We start from the raw sequence: 16430 nt of genomic DNA, 5'->3' as shown, positions 1-16430 counted from the left end.
AATGACGAAACTCGCTCCCATCCAGATCGGCCCCGTCCGGATCGATTCTCCGGTATTGCTCGCGCCCATGACGGGCGTGACGGACTTGCCGTTTCGCAGGCTCGTGCGGCGCTACGGCTCGGGTTTGAACGTGACGGAAATGATCGCGAGCCAGGCGGCGATCCGGGAAACCCGGCAGTCGATCCGCAAGGCGGCGTGGGACCCGATCGAGGAGCCGGTCTCGATGCAGCTCGTCGGCAATACGCCAAAGGAGATGGGCGAGGCGGCGAAATTGAACGAGGATCGCGGCGCCGCCATCATCGACATCAACATGGGCTGCCCGGTGCGCAAGGTGACGAACGGCTATGCCGGTTCGGCCCTGATGCGTGAGCCGGACCTCGCCAAGCGTCTGATCGAGGCGACGGTGAACGCGGTGTCGGTCCCCGTGACGCTGAAGATGCGCATGGGTTGGGACCATGACAGTCTGAACGCGCCCGAACTGGCGCGTGCGGCCCAGGATATGGGCGTGAAGATGATCACCGTCCATGGCCGCACGCGGTGCCAGATGTACAAGGGAAGCGCCGACTGGGCCTTCATTCGCAAGGTGAAGGACGCGGTGACCGTGCCCGTCATCGCCAATGGCGACATCTGCACGATCGAGGATGCGGAGCAGGCGCTGGCACAATCGGGCGCGGACGGCGTGATGATCGGGCGGGGCGCATATGGCAAGCCGTGGCTGCTGGGTCAGATGATGCACTGGTTCACCACCGGCCAGCGTCTCGCCGATCCCGGTCTGGATGAGCAATATCAAACGATCGTAGAGCATTATGAAGCGATGCTCGAACATTATGGCGTCGAAGTCGGCGTGAATTGCGCGCGCAAGCATATCGGCTGGTACACCCGCGGCCTGCACGGCTCGGCGGAGTTCCGCAACCGCGTCAACCAGGTGCCGGACCCGCGCGAGGTGCTGCGGATGCTGGCGGATTTCTACGCTCCGTGGCGCAGCAAAGCAGCGGCCTGACGCCGGCGGGTGCGGGTGCGGCGAGCGACGCCGGGCCGGGCGCTGCCGATATCGTCTCCGCGCTTCCGGTGGCGTTGTTGCTCATCGATCCCGAGGATCGCATCGCCCGAGCCAATACGGCGTGCGAGCATCTGATGAACATGTCGGAACGGGCCATGATCGGCCAACGCCTCGATTCGATCCTGGCGCCGCCGGCCGGATATGCCGATCGACGGCCGGAACTGGGTTTTGCCGCCTTCGACGCGGACATCCGCTTGGCACGCGGGAACACCATCAAGATCGATTTCGTCGAATCGCTGATGGCCGAGCATGACGGGTGGCGGATCGTCACGCTTCATCATGCGCCCGGCGGACGCAGGCCGGGCTACGGCATCGACCGTTCGGCGGGCGCCCGTGCCGCGGTCGGGGCGGCCGCCATGCTGGCGCACGAGATCAAGAACCCGCTTTCGGGCATTCGCGGTGCGGCACAGCTTGTCGCCGCCGGTGCGGACGACGCCGACGCCATGACCTCGCTCATCACCAGCGAGGTCGACCGCATCGCGGCGCTGATCGACCGGATGGAGGATTTCACCGATACCAGCCCGCTCGATCTGCGGCGGGCGAACATCTATCCGCTGCTCGCCCATGTCCGCCGCGTAGCCGAGGCAGGCTTTGCGCGCGATATCCCGATCGACGAACAGTTCGATCCCTCGCTTCCCGATGTGCTCATCGACCGCGATGCGTTTCAACAGGTGCTGCTTAACCTGCTCAAGAATGCCAGTGAGGCGGTAGCCGGGATCGAGGATGGCCGGATCACGATCGCCACCGCCTATCGCCACGGCATGTCGGTGAGTGCAGGGGCGGGATCGCCGCGAAGGCCGTTGCCGCTGGAGATCGCGATTCTGGACAACGGCCCCGGTGCGCCGGAGGATATCGTCGATCACCTGTTCGAACCCTTCGTTTCGGGCAGGCCGGAGGGCAAGGGGCTTGGTCTGCCGCTGGTCGAGAAATTGGCGCGCGACATGGGCGGCATGGTGCAATATTCCCGCGAAGCGCATGGCGGCACGCCGATGAGCGTATTCCGGCTGTTCCTGCCGAGGGCGACGGGATGACGGAAATTGTCGATATTCTCGTCGTCGACGACGACGCCGCGATCCGCACGGTCGTTTCGGCGGCATTGCGCCGTGCCGGGTACGCCGTGCGCGCCGTCGGCACCATCGCGGCGATGCGAACGGCCATGGCCGAGCGCGAACCCGATGTCCTGCTGAGCGACGTCGTGCTGCCGGACGGCGACGGGCTGGACGTCGTCGCGGCATTGGCACAGACCCATCCCGCCCTACCGATCATCGTGCTGTCGGCAAAAAATACGCTCTCGACCGCGGTTCGCGCGAACGAGGTCGGGGCCTTCGACTATCTGCCGAAACCGTTCGATCTCGACAAGTTGGCCGAAACGGTCGACAGCGCTCTGGGGCGGGGCGGGGAGCCGCTCGCCGCGCCCGACCTGCTCGGCGACGACGCCAATCCGCTGATCGGTCGTTCGCCCGCCATGCAGGAGGTCTATCGCGTCATCGCGCGGATCGTGCCGAACGATCTGACGGTGCTCGTTACCGGCGAATCGGGCACGGGCAAGGAACTGGTCGCGCGCGCCATTCACGACCTCGGGCCGCGGCGGCATGCTCCCTTCATTGCGCTCAACATGGCGGCTATTCCGCGCGAGCTGATCGAGGCCGAGCTTTTCGGGCACGAGCGCGGCGCGTTCACCGGCGCGCAGGCGCGATCCGCCGGGAAATTCGAGCAGGCGTCGGGCGGGACGCTTTTCCTGGACGAGATCGGCGACATGCCGATGGAGGCGCAGACGCGCCTGCTACGTGTCCTCCAGTCGGGCGAGTTCACGACGGTCGGGGGTGCGCGCACGATCCGGGCGGACGTGCGCATTGTGGCGGCGACGAACAAGGATCTCGCCGGCCGGGTTGCCGACGGCCAGTTCCGGGAAGATCTGTTCTATCGCTTGAACGTGGTGCCGGTCGCGTTGCCGCCGCTACGCCAGCGCCCCGAGGACATCGTCCTGCTCGCCCGGCACTTTCTCGACAAGGCCGCGCAGGAAGGCCTGCCGCGCAAGCGTATCGACCGGGACGTCGCGCCCCTGCTGGAACGCCATTCCTGGCCGGGAAATGTGCGCGAGTTGGAGAATCTGATGCGGCGCGCCGCGGTGCTGGCCCGCGACGAGGCAATTTCGGCAGGAGACCTGCGGCCGATGTTGGGGGAGGCGACGGCGGCCGGCACGCCCCCGCTTGCGGAAGCGGCCGGCATTGCGGCGGCGGTCCGCGCGAGGTTGCTTCACCTGCACGAACACGATCCGCGTGCGCTCGACGACGGTACGTTGTACAACCGGATCATCGCGGAAGTGGAACGCCCGCTGATCGAGGCCATGCTGGAGCGAAACGACAACAACCAGTTGCGTGCGGCGCGTGCTCTCGGCATCAATCGCAATACGCTGCGCAAACGTCTTCAGAGCTTCGGAATGCTCTGATCGCGGCGTAGCCGGGTGCTCTGCGCGCTGCCGAACCGACAAATTGTCGAAATTTCACGAAAAACGTGTTTTTTGTGCCACGCGCCTGTTGTAATGAGGGCACATGGTCGGTGAAGATCACCCCGGCGGCGAGGGCCGAGCAATAAGTCGCGACCGCCTCGTCATGCTGGTCGAGATCGTGGTGGTCCTCCTCACGATCGCGGCGGGGTTGATCACATTCTGGACGATTCAGGACTCGGCGTCGGAAGATCGCCTGCTGACACCCGCCATCGCGGCGCTGCTCCTTCTCGCGAACCTGGTTCCCATGTTGCTGCTGACCATGCTGGTCGGGCGGCGCCTGGCGATGCGCCGGGCCAAGCGCTATTCCTCGGGGCGGGAGCGCGGACGATTGCAGGCGCGCCTGGTGGCCATCTTCTCCATCGTGGCGAGCGTGCCGATCGTCCTGACCGTCATCGCGGCGTCGGTCATCTTTCAATCGGGGGTGGAGTTCTGGCTTTCCGACCGGGCGCGCAATGCGTTCGGCACCTCCATGAACATGGTGCGCGAGGCTCAGGAGCAGATCATTCTGAAATGGGCCAATGAAGGGCGGGCGATGGCCAAGGACCTTTCCACCAAGGCGCACGGCATTCCCGTCGATTCGGACCAGTTTCACGACTATCTTCTGGGACAGACCTATTACCGGAACTTCGAACAGGTCATCCTGTTCAGAAGGACGGAGAACGAAAAGGTCCAGGTTCTCGACTATTTCGATCCGCCGAGTCCGGAGAACTTCCAGAAGCGGGTCGATGCCAACATCCTGAACATCGTAAAGGGTGGTAAAAAGCCCTATGTCGATTTGGGCAAGGACACGGTCTGGCTGGTAACCGACGTACCCGAAACGAAGCACCTGTTCCTCTATGTCGGCACCAGCGTGAATGCCGAGTTTCTGAACAAGCAGCAGATCGGCGCGCAGAAGCTGCTGTCCGAATATGCCACGCTTCAGGACCGGGCGCGGTCGCTGCAGCTCAAGTTCAACGGCGCGCTGTACGGAATCGCGATCATCCTGCTGGGCATATCGACGGCGGTGGCCTTCGCCGTCGCCGATCGGTTGCTGCGGCCGATCAACGAACTGGTCGGCGCGGCGCGAAGCGTCACCGGCGGCGACCTGACGGCGCGCGTGCCGTTGCCGCGGTCGAACGACGAGATCGGCACGCTCGCGCGCGCCTTCAACCGCATGACCGAACGCCTGCAGGAGCAGACGAGCGCACTGGTTGCCGCCAACGACCAGATCGAAAGCCGCCACGCGCTCGTCCAGGCGGTCATGGCCGGGGTCAGCGCCGGCGTCATCTCGATCGCGGCCGACGGCACGATCCGTCTGATCAACAGCTCGGCAGCCGACCTGCTGCATATCGGCGAGGAACAGGCGGTCGGCAGCCAGCTTGCCGACGTTTCGCCCGAACTGGCGACCGCGTTGGCAGGAGAGGGGAGTGAGACCATCATCCAGCTCACCGCCGGCGGCGAGGCGCGAACGCTGGCGGTGAAGGTGACGGCGGACGAGAATAACCGCATCCTCACCTTCGACGACATCACGCAGCAATTGCTGGACCAGCGCAGGGCCGCATGGTCCGACGTCGCCCGGCGCATCGCCCACGAGATCAAGAATCCGCTCACCCCCATCCAGTTGGCGGCGGAACGGTTGCAGCGTCGCTATGGCCGCAATGTCGATGCGGAGGATACGACCTTCGCCCGGTTGACCGACACCATCATCCGCCAGGTGGGCGACCTGCGGCGGATGGTGGACGAGTTCTCCTCCTTCGCGCGCATGCCCAAGCCGGTGTTCCGCGACGAATCGCTGGTCGACATCGTTCGCCAGACGGTCTTTCTGCACGAGGTGGCGCATTCGGGTGTCGATTTCGTCGTCGAGCATGACGATCCGGGGCCGCATCTGGTGTGCGACCGGCGCCAGCTCGGCCAGGCTTTGACGAATATCGTCAAGAACGCGGTCGAGGCCGTGCAGGCGCGCGAGGATTGCGACGAAGGCGAAGTCCGGATCGCCATCACCCAGGCGGAAACCGGCGCGACGACGATTACGGTCGCCGATACCGGCATCGGTCTGCCGGTCGAACGCGACCGGATCGTCGAACCTTATATGACGACGCGCGATCGCGGCACGGGGCTGGGCCTCGCCATCGTCAAGAAGATCGTCGAGGAGCATTTCGGCACCATCACCTTCTCCGACCGGCCGGGCGGAGGTACGTTGGTGCGGATCGACTTTGACGCCGCGCTGCTCGCCGGTCTGGAAGAAGCCGGACCGCAGGCCGCAGGAGAGGGCGAGACCCCCCGGCCGGCATTAACGAGAAACAAGGGCGCATAAGCCATGAAACTGGACATACTGGTAGTCGATGACGAGCGTGACATCCGCGAGCTGGTCGCAGGCGTTCTGGAGGACGAGGGGTTCGAGACCCGCAGCGCCGCGGACAGCGACGCGGCGCTGGAGGCGATCGCGTCGCGTCGGCCGTCGCTGGTGCTTCTTGACGTATGGCTCCAGGGTTCGCGTCTGGACGGGCTCGACCTACTCGACGAACTGAAGCGGCGCGACCCGTCGATGCCGGTGCTCGTCATCTCCGGTCATGGCAATATCGACACCGCGGTGGCCGCGATCCGCAAGGGAGCGGCCGATTTCATCGAAAAGCCGTTCGAGGCGGAACGCCTGCTGCTGATGGTGCAACGTGCGACCGAAACCGAACGCCTTCGCCGCGAGGTCGCCTCGCTGCGCGCCACGGCCGGGCGGGAGGAAGACCTGACGGGCAGTTCGGCGGCCATCAACAATGTCCGCGCGACGCTGAAACGTGTGGCCCAGACCGGCAGCCGCGTGATGATCACCGGCGGCGCCGGCGTCGGCAAGGAAGTCGCCGCCCGGCTGCTGCATAGCTGGAGCCAGCGTGCCGAGGGCCCGTTCATGGTGGTGAGCGCCGCACGGATGGACCCCGAGCGCGTCGAAGAGGAATTGTTCGGCCTGGAACAGGGCGGCGACCTCGTCCATCCCGGCGTGCTGGAACAGGCGCATGGCGGCACGCTGTTCCTCGACGAAATCGCGGACATGCCGATCGCCACCCAGGCGCGCATCCTGCGCGTGCTGACCGACCAGAGCTTCACCCGGGTCGGCGGTCAGCGTCTGGTGAAGGTGGATGTTCGCGTCGTCTCCGCCACCGCTCGCGAGTTGGGCGAGGAGATCGCGGCGGGGCGGTTCCGCGAGGACCTGTTCTATCGCCTCAACGTCGTGCCGGTGGCCATTCCGCCGCTGACCGAGCGGCGCGAGGATATTCCCGCCCTGACCGAGCATTTCGCGGCTCATTATGCCGCCGTTCGCCGTGTTCCCACGCCGGAAATCGCGCCCGAGGCGATGGTGACCCTGCAATCCTATGAGTGGCCCGGCAACGTTCGTCAGCTTCGCAACGTCGTGGAACGCACCATCATTCTGGCGCCCGGAGACAGGATCGGACGCATCGACGTCGATCTGCTGCCGGCCGAGGTGTTGGGCGATCAGGCCGACGGCAATGGCGGCCTGGCCGCGCCCGCTATCATGGGCGCGCCGCTGCGCGAAGCCCGCGAAACCTTCGAACGCGAATATCTGCGCGTCCAGATCCGCCGTTTTTCCGGTAACATTTCGCGCACGGCGAGTTTCATCGGCATGGAACGGTCGGCGCTGCACCGAAAGCTGAAATTGCTGGGAATCAACGATTCCCGGGACGGCAATTGAGCGGGACGAGTGGACGCGGCGGGCTCCAATCCCTAAGTTGGTGTTTCGCGCCGTTCGGGCGCGCACAATCCGACGCCGGATAGCGGCGCAACCGCGGCGAAAGCCGCCAAGAACAGAGGTCGATCGTGCCGGAAAAGCATAGTTCGCTCCAGGATCTCTTCCTCAACCAGCTTCGTCGCTCGAAGACGCCGGTCACCATGTTTCTGGTGAAGGGGGTGAAACTTCAGGGCATCGTGACGTGGTTCGACAATTTCTCCGTGCTGCTGCGCCGCGACGGCCAGTCGCAGCTCGTCTACAAGCACGCCATTTCGACGGTGATGCCGTCGGGGACCGTCGATTTCAGTGACATCATCGCCGATGCCGCCGATCAGCCGCAGCGCAGCGCCGTGCTTCAGGAGGTCTTCCTGAGCGCCGTGCGAAAGGGCGAGGAACCGGTCACCATGTTCCTCATCAACGGCGTCATGCTGCAAGGGCAGATCGCGGCGTTCGACCTGTTCTGCATGTTGTTGCAGCGCGACGGCATGTCGCAGCTCGTCTATAAGCACGCGGTCTCGACGATCCAGCCTGCGAACCAGCTCAATCTGGCGGACGAGCAAGCCGCGCTGGAGAAGGATTGAGCACCGGCTTCGATCGCGAAACCGGGGATTTCGCCCGGGGTGCGCGTGCCGTGGTGGTGCTGCCCGATCTGGGCGGGTCGCCGCGGGACAGCGACGCACGTCTGGCGGAGACGGCCGGCCTCGCCGAGGCCATCGGCGTCGATGTTTGCGGGCGCATCGCGTTTCGCGTTCGTCAGGCGCGCCCGGCCACGATGCTGGGCAGCGGACAGGTCGAAGCGCTCGCCGCGACGATCGCGGAACGTGAGGCGGAACTCGCCGTCTTCGATGCTCCACTGTCCGCGGTGCAGCAGCGCAATCTGGAAAACGCGCTCGGCTGCAAGGTGCTCGACCGAACGGGGTTGATCCTCGAGATCTTCGGTGAGCGCGCCGCGACCGCGGAAGGGCGGTTGCAGGTGGAATTGGCGCATCTCGACTATCAGGCGGGACGCCTGGTGCGGAGCTGGACCCATCTCGAACGTCAGCGCGGCGGTTACGGGTTTCTTGGCGGTCCGGGCGAAACACAGATCGAGGCGGATCGTCGCCTCATCCGGGATCGCATGGCACGCCTGCGCAAGGAGCTGGACCAGGTCAGCCGCACGCGCACGCTCCACCGCGACCGGCGGCAGCGGGCGCCATGGCCCGTGATTGCGCTTGTCGGCTATACCAATGCGGGAAAGTCGACGCTTTTCAACCGTCTGACCGGTTCCGACGTCATGGCGGAGAATTTGCTCTTCGCCACCCTGGACCCGACGCTGCGGCAGGTCCCGATGCCGGGCACCGACAAGGCAATCCTCTCCGACACCGTGGGGTTCGTGTCCGACCTGCCGACGCAACTCGTCGCCGCGTTCAAGGCGACGCTGGAAGAGGTGGTTTCAGCGGACCTGCTCATCCATGTGCGGGACATCGCCCATCCCGATACGGAGGCGCAGCGCGACGATGTGGAAGCCGTTCTGAGCGAGATCGGGGTCGCCGGCGCCGATGTCACGCCCCGGATCGAGGCCTGGAATAAGATCGATCTGCTGCCCGCGGAACGGCAGGAGGAGATTCTGGCACTGGCGCAGCGTCGCGATGACGTCGTCGCGCTATCGGCGCTCGGCGGGGAAGGGGTGGATACGCTGATCGAGACGGTGGGCGCCACGCTCACCGCCGCCCATCGCCGGTATCGGATCGAATTGCCCGCCGGCGACGGCGCATCGGCTGCCTGGCTGCACGCCCATGGCGAGGTGCTCGACCAGTGGCTGGAAGGGGAAAAAGCGGTCTACGACGTTCGGATGGCGCCGCGCGATCATGGCCGCTTCACCCACCGCGACGCTTGACGCGCTGCCAGAGCGCTTCCTTCTCCGTCAGTTCGAGATCGGCAAAGCGTTCGCCGGCTTCGTCCTCCATCGCTTCGAAGCGGCGCTGGAACTTCGCATTCGCCGCCCGTAGCGCGCTTTCGGGTTCCACGCCCAGATGCCGGGCCCAATTGACGACCGCGAACAGCAAGTCGCCAATCTCTTCTGCGCGCTCTTCCGGGCCCGCCTCGGCAACTTCGGTCATCTCCTCGTCGATCTTCGCCCTCGCGCCGTCGGGGTCCGGCCAATCGAACCCGGTGCGAGCCGCACGTTTTTGCAACTTTTCCGCACGCTGCAGGGCCGGCAATGCCAGCGCCACGCCGGCAAGGGCTCCGAACCGTCGATCCGCCCGGCGTTCGGCCGCCTTGATGGTTTCCCATCCGGGGGAGCGATCGGCATCGCCGAAGATGTGCGGATGGCGTCGTTCCATCTTGTCGCTGATGGTGTCGACGACATCGCTCAGGGCGAAGGCGCCGCGTTCTTGCGCCATGCGGCTATGGAAAACGACCTGAAGCAGCAGATCGCCAAGTTCATCCTTCAACGCAGTCATGTCGTCACGCTCGATCGCATCGGCAACCTCATAGGCTTCCTCGATCGTATAGGGCGCGATCGTAGCGAAGGTCTGCACGCGGTCCCATTCGCATCCGCGAACGGGGTCGCGAAGCCGCTCCATGATTTTGACAAGCCTATCCATCCGTACGTCCGATAATATACATTATGTTAAGTAGAGTCGGAATTGGCAGGGGCCTCGGGCTCGAGGATCAGGGTATCACCTTCCACGCGCCAGGACCCGAGCCGCGACAGGAAATTCATTCCGATCACATCGAGATCGCCGAAGCTCGGCGCGATCACGGCGTCGAGATCGTCCATGCGGAGATTTCCCAGCACCACATGGTCGATCGTTCCGCGTTGCGCCTCCACCATGCCGTTCGCCGTGTTCAACAGGACCGGAAATCCAGAGCCCGCCTCAATGCCCGCGGCATCCGCCGTCGACTTGGAAAGCGCGGTGATGGTGGCGCCGCTGTCGATCAGCATGCGCCGCTCGACGCCGTTCAACTCCACCCGTGCCCAGAAATGCCCGTCGCTGCTTTGGCGGATGCGGGTCGTATCACCGGCGATCTTCTGGTTGCCTATGCCAATTCCGGCCGCCAGCCGCACGATATCGCGCCGATGGTCCACCGCGACATAGAGGATCGCCGCGATCGCCGCCCAGCCGATCAGCGACTTCAGGAACATGGTCGCGCTCAACCGCCGCGTGCTCAGTGCGCTCAGGACGAGCACGAGCAACAGGATATAGAACAGGATGTTGAGCGTCCCGGCGCTGCTCATGCGGTCAATTCCAGTCCGTCATAGCCGGGTTCGACATGCGCCGGCAGTTCCGCGCGCAGACTGCGATAATCCATGGAATTATCCATGTGCATCAGCGCGGCACGAATGGGCCGGAAATCCCGAACCCATTCCAGAACCTGGTCCAGATGCGGGTGCGTGGGATGCGGCCGCCGACGGAGCGCGTCCACGATCCAGATCCGAAGATCTTGATACAAGAATTGCATATCGCGCGTCATCTCGTTGAAATCCGTCGCATAGCCGATCGCCTTTCCGCCGTGCTCGAAGCGAAGTCCGGCGGAATATATGGTGCCGTGCGGCTGGTCGACGCTGCGCACGGTAATATCGCCGATGCGGATTTCATTGGGCAGGATGTCGATCGTCGCAGTCTGACGATAGCCGGGCCGCCCGGCGAAGACATAGTCAAACCGCTCCGAAATCCGCCGGCACGTTTCCGGCCTGGCCAGCCCGCGCACCGGCCGCCCGAGCGCATGGAACACCTGTCGCAGGTCATCGATGCCGTGACAGTGATCGGCGTGGTCGTGCGTCCAGATCACTGCGTCGACCGTATCAACCTCGGCCGCGAGCAACTGTTCCCGCATGTCGGGGCTGGTGTCGATCAGGATTCGGGTCGTCTCCGTCGAGACGAGCATGGACGCCCGGCTACGGCGGTTTCGCGGTTCCGCAGGATCGCACGCGCCCCAGTCGTTGCCGATACGCGGCACGCCGGAGGACGTGCCGGAACCGAGAATGCGTATCTTCACGCGCGCGTTTTCGCGAACAGGCGGTGGAAATTCTCGCGCGTGCGATCGGCCAGCATTTCCGCATTCTCCCCGCGCAGTTCCGCAAGGAACCGACAGGTATCGGCGACAAAAGCCGGTTCGCCGGGCTTGCCGCGATGCGGCACGGGCGCGAGGAAAGGCGCATCGGTTTCGATCAACAGCCGATCGAGCGGCAATGTCTTCGCCGTTTCCTGCAGGTCCTTCGCGTTCTTGAACGTGACGATACCGGAAAGCGATATGTACAGGCCGAGATCGAGCGCAGTGCGAGCGAAGGCTGAACTCGCGGTGAAGCAATGGATAACGCCGGGAAAGGCCCCCTTCTCCATCTCCTCGGTCAGGATCGCCGCGGTATCCTCTTCGGCATCGCGGGTGTGCACCACGATCGGCAGTTGCGTTTCCCGGCAGGCCGCAAGATGGCTGCGGAAACCGGCCTTCTGACGCTCGCGGTCGGAATGGTCATAGTAGTAATCGAGGCCGCTTTCACCGATGCCGACAATGCGCGGATGCTGCGCGCGCGCGACGAGCTTCGCGGTATCGACATCCGGATGCCGGTCCGCTTCATGGGGATGGATGCCGACTGTCGCCCAGACATCCTCCTCGCGCTCGGCGGTGGCCAGCACCGCATCCCATTCATTCTCCCGCGTGGCGATGTTGAGCATCGCGACGATGCCTTGTGCACGGGCATGATCCAGGATTTCGGCCTGTCGCTCGGCCAGTCCTTCATAATTCAGATGACAGTGGCTGTCGGCCAGCTTCATGCCGGACTGTCCTCCGTTTCAGCGATTGTCAGTCTCGGGAAGATGGGGCTTGGCGGCGCGATCCGAAACCCCGCCCCGCGCGCGGCGTCATACCAGGTGTGATCGCCGAGTGCCGCATGGCCGCGCGCGGTGATGCCGAGCTGGTCGAGCAGCTTGTCGGCCGAGCGCGGTATGACCGGCAGGATCGCGATGGCGAGGTCGCGGATCGCGAGAACCAGCGTCCGCAGAACTGCCTGCATCCGCGCCGGGTCGTTCTTGCGCAACGCCCAGGGAGCCTGGGCATCGATGTACTGATTGCAGGCGAAAACACCTCGCATCCAGGCTTCGGTAGCCTGGGACAGCGCCAGCTTCTCGAATTCGCCGCGATAGCTCTCTATCGCGCTTCCGACAGTCGTCAGAAGGTCGGCATCGACCGCCTCCGACCGCCCTTCCCCCGGTAGCTCGCCACCGCAATTCTTGGCGATGAATGCCAATGTGCGCTGCGCCAGGTTGCCGAAGCTGTTCGACAGATCCGCATTGGCGCGGGTGACGATCGCTTCCTCGGAATAGCTCCCGTCCTGGCCGAAACTGATGTCGCGCAACAGGAAATAGCGCAGCGAATCAACCCCGTAGGTGCGCGCCAGATCCATCGGGTCGACGATGTTTCCGGTCGATTTCGACATCTTCTCGCCGCGGTTCAGGACGAACCCATGGCCGAATATCTGATGCGGCAAAGGTAATCCCGCGGACATCAGGAAGGCCGGCCAGTAAACCGCATGGAATCGGACAATGTCCTTGCCGATAAGGTGAAGATCGGCCGGCCACCACTTTGAAAACGCCGTTTCGTCCGTGGGATAGCCAGCACCGCTGATATAGTTGGTGAGCGCGTCGACCCATACATACATCACATGGCCCGTGCTGTCGGGTACGGGCACGCCCCAATCGAAACTGGTCCGCGACACCGACAGGTCGGAAAGGCCGCCCTCGACGAAACGCATGATTTCGTTGCGCCGGCTTTCGGGACGGATGAAATCGGGGTTGGCGGCGTAATGGTCGAGCAGAGGCTGCTGATATTTTGACAGGCGGAAGAACCAGGTCTCCTCGGACGTCCATTCCACAGGTGTTCCCTGTGGCGAAAGTTTCACGTCCCCTTCTCCCGGCTGAAGCTCCTTTTCCTCGTAAAACGCTTCGTCCCGCACCGAATACCAGCCCTCATAGCGGTCCAGGTACAGATCGCCCGATGCCTCCATCGCCTTCCAGATCGTCTGGCTGGCGGCATAATGCGCGGGCTCGACGGTGCGGATGAACCGATCGTAACCAATGTCAAGACCGTCGGCCATCACACGAAAATATCCGGACATTTCGTCGGCGAGCGTGCGGACGGGAATGTTGCGGTCGCGCGCGGTCTGCACCATTTTCAGGCCGTGCTCGTCGGTGCCGGTCTGAAACCGCACATCGCGACCCGCCTGGCGCTGGAACCGTGCGACGGCATCGGCTGCGATCATTTCATAGGCATGGCCGATATGCGGCCGGCCATTGGGATAGTGGATGGCGGTGGTGATATAATAGGGTTTGGCCATGGCGCGTCCCTAGAACATCGCTCAGCGGTGCGGTAGCCCGTTGTTGTCCGATGGCGAGAGGCGTGCGACGATTCCTCCCATCTCGAACACGGTCGCCTGGGGGTCGAGCGAGAGGCGCAACGCCGTTGCGGCAAGGTCACGCGCGGCGCGATGGGCGTCCAGCACGTTCAGCAGCCGCCCGCCCTTTTCGGACCGGGCCCGCTCCGCGATGAAGGACGGCACGCGCCGTAGAAAGGCCTCGTACCGCGCCTGTGCCGATTTCGTTCCCAGTGCGCTGCTCATGCGCACCCGGATCGCGTTCGTCCGGTCGCCCTCGGACGCGATGGTCCGAAGGTCGTGCTCAATGGCGCTCATGTCGAGCCCGGCAAATGCCAGCGCCCGCCCCGGCGCTCCCTGACAGGCCCGCACCAGCACGGCGATCTCCTCGTCGCTCGCCTCGGGAAGCTCGGCGCGCAGGATGCCCGCCACGGTCCCGTCTTCCAGGGGGGAGAAGCGCAGCAGCCGGCAACGCGACCGAATCGTCGGCAGCAACCGCCCCGGCGCATGACTGATGAGAAGGAAGATGGTGCCCGCCGGCGGCTCTTCCAGATTCTTGAGCAGAGCGTTGGCGGCGGCACGTTCGCAGTCGTCGATCGAATCGATCACCACCACCCGCCGATCCGAATAGGTCGGTTTGGTCGCGAACATGGGCTGCAGCGCCCTGATCTGCGCGATGGGAATGCTGCGCGCTACATTTTGATCGGGCTTTTCCGGATCTTTCGGCAACCGGCGCAGCAGGCGAAAATCAGGATGCGATCCTGCCGCCACCTGACGTATCGCGGCAACGTCGCCCGCCGGCAAGCCGACATCCAGCGGCACCGCGGGATCTGCGGCATGGGCCAGCAGGCGCGCCGCCGCTTCCTGTGCGAACGCGGCCTTGCCGAGCCCTTGCGGCCCGGCGAAGAGCCAGGCGTGCGGAATATTGCTACCGCTGGCCGCGGCAAAGAACGCCGCCTTCGCATCTTCGTTTCCGACAAGCGCCTTCATGCCAGCAGATCGTCCAGGGCATGTACCAGCCTGCCGGTGACCTGTTCCGGTGATCCGGACGCGTCGATCCTGCGGACGCGGTCTCCCTCGGCAGCAGCAATTTCCTCGAAACGAGCTGCCACGGCGCGATGGAAACCGCTGTCGCGTGCGGCGAAGCGGTCGGCGCCCGGCCCGTCCCGCCCGGTCGCGCGTGCCGACGCTGTCTCGCCCGGCAGTTCGAGCAGAAAGGTGCGATCGGGCAGCAGGCCCTTGGTGCCAAAGCCATGCAGCGCGAGGATGGAGGCGTCGTCAATCCCCTGCGCCCCCTGATAAGCGCGAGTGCTGTCGATATAACGGTCGCAGATCACCCAGGTGCCGATGCCGAGCGCCGGACGGATGCGCTTCTCCACATGATCCGCCCGCGCCGCTGCGAACAGCAGCGCTTCGGAATGGGGGCTCCAGCGGCCGACGCTGCCCTGCATCAGGAGATCGCGGATCGCCTCCGCGCCGTCGCTGCCGCCGGGTTCGCGCGTGACGAGAACCTCCAGGCCGCGTTCCTTCAGCGCAGCGGCGAGGCGTTCGGCCTGGGTGGACTTGCCCGTCCCCTCACCCCCTTCCAGCGAGAGGAAGCGCCCCGTCATCCGCCGAACAGCGCAAGGAACCCGGCCCAGGCGCGGCCGAAAAAGCCCGCTTCTCCGACATCGTCGGCAGCGACCAGCGGCATGCGCTGTGCGCCGAGGTCAGGCGTTTCGACGACGAGATCGGCGATGTGCTGCCCCTTCTTGATCGGCGCCTTGATCGGCCCCTGATACACCACCTTGGCCGTCAGTTCCGGCGACGTTCCGGCGGGCAGCGTGACGGTGAGGTCGCGCGGTGCCACCAGGCCGACGGTGCCGGCATCGCCCAGTTGCACTTCCGCCTCGGCCACCTTGCGGCCCTGTTTCACGATCGGCTTCGCCTTCCAGGCGCGGAAACCCCACTGCATGAAGTTCACCGATTCCCGGATGCGCTGATTGTAGGTGTCGAGCCCGGCCAGCACCATCACCAGGCGGCGGCCGTTCTGCTTGGCCGAGCCGGTGAAGCCGTAGCCCGCCTCTTCGGTATGGCCGGTCTTCAGACCGTCGGCGCCTTCGACCCGGCCGAGCAGCGGATCGCGATTGGCCTGGGTGATCGGCTTGCCGCTGGCGGTCTTGCCCCAGGTGAAGCTCTTTTCGGCGTAGAATTTGTCATAAAGTTTCGGGAAATCGTTGATCGTCGCTGCCGCAAGTGTCGCCAGGTCGCGCGCCGTGACATAGGTCCGCCCTTCGTCCGGCCAGCCGTTCGCCGTGCCGAAATGGCTGTTCGTCAGCCCCAGTTCCGCGGCCCGCTGGTTCATGAGCTGGGTGAACGCGGCTTCCGTACCGGAAATTCCCTGGGCCAGTACGACGCAGGCATCGTTGCCGGACAGCGTGACGATACCGTATAACAGGTTTTCGACGCTCACCTGCTGGTCGGGCGACAGGAACATGGTGGAGCCCGCCTTGGGGCCGTGCCAGCGCTCCCACGTTTCGGGCCGGACGGTGAATTTCTGGTCGAGCTTCAGATCGCCCGACTTGATGAGATCGAACGCGACATAGACCGTCATCATCTTCGCCAACGAAGCCGGCGGCATGCGCTCGTCCGGGTTCTTCGCGTATAGCACCGTATCGGACGACAGATCCTTCATGAACGCGATCGGCGCGTCGGTCTGAAAGGGGGGTACGGCCGCCGAAACCGGCGCTGCGACAAGGCTTGCAAGCAAAGCGGACGTGAGAAGCGTTTTCATTCGGAGTCCATACACTGA

General features: G+C 64.7%; 15 protein-coding genes. 7 read left to right on the top strand and 8 right to left on the bottom strand.

The genetic code is table 11. The annotated features are described in order from the left end of the window. Position 1 precedes the first annotated feature (1 nt). The 7 genes from dusB to hflX all read left to right on the top strand — a co-directional run bounded on the left by dusB (position 2) and on the right by hflX (position 9160). A complete protein-coding gene (dusB, locus tag RPR59_RS08640) occupies positions 2 to 1000 on the top strand; it encodes a tRNA dihydrouridine synthase DusB (RefSeq protein ID WP_313913094.1) in 999 nt (332 codons plus the stop codon). Then, a complete protein-coding gene (locus RPR59_RS08635; RefSeq protein ID WP_313913092.1) occupies positions 976 to 2091 on the top strand; it encodes a two-component system sensor histidine kinase NtrB in 1116 nt (371 codons plus the stop codon). Before dusB ends, RPR59_RS08635 begins: the two co-directional genes overlap by 25 nt. Continuing rightward, the gene (gene ntrC, locus RPR59_RS08630) at positions 2088 to 3509 is read left to right on the top strand and encodes a nitrogen regulation protein NR(I) (protein WP_313913089.1); all 1422 of its coding nucleotides are present in this window, start codon (positions 2088 to 2090) and stop codon (positions 3507 to 3509) included. The genes RPR59_RS08635 and ntrC overlap by 4 nt, the downstream gene beginning before the upstream one ends. Positions 3510 to 3612: 103 nt before the next feature. Further along, positions 3613 to 5862 carry a sensor histidine kinase NtrY-like gene (locus RPR59_RS08625; protein ID WP_313913087.1) on the top strand — a complete coding sequence of 750 codons (2250 nt, stop codon included), beginning with the start codon at positions 3613 to 3615 and terminating at the stop codon, positions 5860 to 5862. A gap of 3 nt (positions 5863 to 5865) precedes the next feature. Then, positions 5866 to 7248 (top strand): nitrogen assimilation response regulator NtrX, encoded by a 1383-nt coding sequence (gene ntrX, locus RPR59_RS08620; protein WP_313913085.1) that lies wholly within the window; start codon positions 5866 to 5868, stop codon positions 7246 to 7248. Between the two features lie 125 nt (positions 7249 to 7373). Continuing rightward, positions 7374 to 7865, top strand: a complete 492-nt coding sequence (gene hfq, locus RPR59_RS08615) for an RNA chaperone Hfq (RefSeq protein ID WP_313913083.1) — start codon at positions 7374 to 7376, stop codon at positions 7863 to 7865. Next, a complete protein-coding gene (hflX, locus tag RPR59_RS08610) occupies positions 7862 to 9160 on the top strand; it encodes a GTPase HflX (protein WP_313913082.1) in 1299 nt (432 codons plus the stop codon). The genes hfq and hflX overlap by 4 nt, the downstream gene beginning before the upstream one ends. Here the strand turns inward: hflX and mazG are convergent. Genes mazG through RPR59_RS08570 form a run of 8 tightly spaced genes read right to left on the bottom strand, consistent with a single transcriptional unit; the run spans position 9141 to position 16412 of the window. Beyond that, on the bottom strand, positions 9141 to 9872 hold the full coding sequence (gene mazG / locus RPR59_RS08605; protein ID WP_313913079.1) for a nucleoside triphosphate pyrophosphohydrolase: 732 nt from the start codon (positions 9870 to 9872) through the stop codon (positions 9141 to 9143). The two genes, hflX and mazG, sit on opposite strands and share 20 nt — an antisense overlap. A 26-nt stretch (positions 9873 to 9898) precedes the next feature. Next, complete coding sequence (locus RPR59_RS08600) at positions 9899 to 10507, bottom strand: retropepsin-like aspartic protease family protein (protein ID WP_313913077.1); 609 nt, start codon at positions 10505 to 10507, stop codon at positions 9899 to 9901. Continuing rightward, on the bottom strand, positions 10504 to 11268 hold the full coding sequence (locus tag RPR59_RS08595) for an MBL fold metallo-hydrolase (RefSeq protein WP_313913074.1): 765 nt from the start codon (positions 11266 to 11268) through the stop codon (positions 10504 to 10506). The genes RPR59_RS08600 and RPR59_RS08595 overlap by 4 nt, the downstream gene beginning before the upstream one ends. Continuing rightward, positions 11265 to 12044 carry a TatD family hydrolase gene (locus tag RPR59_RS08590; protein ID WP_313913072.1) on the bottom strand — a complete coding sequence of 260 codons (780 nt, stop codon included), beginning with the start codon at positions 12042 to 12044 and terminating at the stop codon, positions 11265 to 11267. The genes RPR59_RS08595 and RPR59_RS08590 overlap by 4 nt, the downstream gene beginning before the upstream one ends. Beyond that, the gene (metG, locus tag RPR59_RS08585; RefSeq protein WP_313913070.1) at positions 12041 to 13603 is read right to left on the bottom strand and encodes a methionine--tRNA ligase; all 1563 of its coding nucleotides are present in this window, start codon (positions 13601 to 13603) and stop codon (positions 12041 to 12043) included. The genes RPR59_RS08590 and metG overlap by 4 nt, the downstream gene beginning before the upstream one ends. 21 nt (positions 13604 to 13624) lie before the next feature. Further along, positions 13625 to 14629: a DNA polymerase III subunit delta' gene (locus RPR59_RS08580; protein WP_313913067.1), complete on the bottom strand. Its 1005-nt coding sequence runs from the start codon at positions 14627 to 14629 to the stop codon at positions 13625 to 13627. After that, positions 14626 to 15249: a dTMP kinase gene (gene tmk / locus RPR59_RS08575; protein WP_313913065.1), complete on the bottom strand. Its 624-nt coding sequence runs from the start codon at positions 15247 to 15249 to the stop codon at positions 14626 to 14628. The genes RPR59_RS08580 and tmk overlap by 4 nt, the downstream gene beginning before the upstream one ends. Beyond that, on the bottom strand, positions 15246 to 16412 hold the full coding sequence (locus tag RPR59_RS08570) for a D-alanyl-D-alanine carboxypeptidase family protein (RefSeq protein ID WP_313913063.1): 1167 nt from the start codon (positions 16410 to 16412) through the stop codon (positions 15246 to 15248). The genes tmk and RPR59_RS08570 overlap by 4 nt, the downstream gene beginning before the upstream one ends. Positions 16413 to 16430: the final 18 nt, after the last annotated feature.

Origin of the sequence: Stakelama saccharophila, assembly GCF_032229225.1 — a bacterium.
Classification (GTDB): Bacteria; Pseudomonadota; Alphaproteobacteria; order Sphingomonadales; family Sphingomonadaceae; genus Sphingomonas; species Sphingomonas saccharophila.
The sequence above is the reverse complement of the archived record's forward strand: the minus strand, read 5'-3'. Positions and strand labels throughout refer to the sequence as shown.

Excerpts from the sequence above, each read along its gene's own strand:
- mazG (WP_313913079.1), bottom strand. The coding sequence starts at position 9,872 with ATGGATAGGCTTGTCAAAATCATGGAGCGGCTTCGCGACCCCGTTCGC.
- RPR59_RS08625 (WP_313913087.1), top strand. The coding sequence starts at position 3,613 with ATGGTCGGTGAAGATCACCCCGGCGGCGAGGGCCGAGCAATAAGTCGC.
- ntrC (WP_313913089.1), top strand. The coding sequence starts at position 2,088 with ATGACGGAAATTGTCGATATTCTCGTCGTCGACGACGACGCCGCGATC.
- RPR59_RS08590 (WP_313913072.1), bottom strand. The coding sequence starts at position 12,044 with ATGAAGCTGGCCGACAGCCACTGTCATCTGAATTATGAAGGACTGGCC.
- RPR59_RS08570 (WP_313913063.1), bottom strand. The coding sequence starts at position 16,412 with ATGAAAACGCTTCTCACGTCCGCTTTGCTTGCAAGCCTTGTCGCAGCG.
- dusB (WP_313913094.1), top strand. The coding sequence starts at position 2 with ATGACGAAACTCGCTCCCATCCAGATCGGCCCCGTCCGGATCGATTCT.
- RPR59_RS08580 (WP_313913067.1), bottom strand. The coding sequence starts at position 14,629 with ATGAAGGCGCTTGTCGGAAACGAAGATGCGAAGGCGGCGTTCTTTGCC.
- tmk (WP_313913065.1), bottom strand. The coding sequence starts at position 15,249 with ATGACGGGGCGCTTCCTCTCGCTGGAAGGGGGTGAGGGGACGGGCAAG.
- ntrX (WP_313913085.1), top strand. The coding sequence starts at position 5,866 with ATGAAACTGGACATACTGGTAGTCGATGACGAGCGTGACATCCGCGAG.
- RPR59_RS08600 (WP_313913077.1), bottom strand. The coding sequence starts at position 10,507 with ATGAGCAGCGCCGGGACGCTCAACATCCTGTTCTATATCCTGTTGCTC.
- metG (WP_313913070.1), bottom strand. The coding sequence starts at position 13,603 with ATGGCCAAACCCTATTATATCACCACCGCCATCCACTATCCCAATGGC.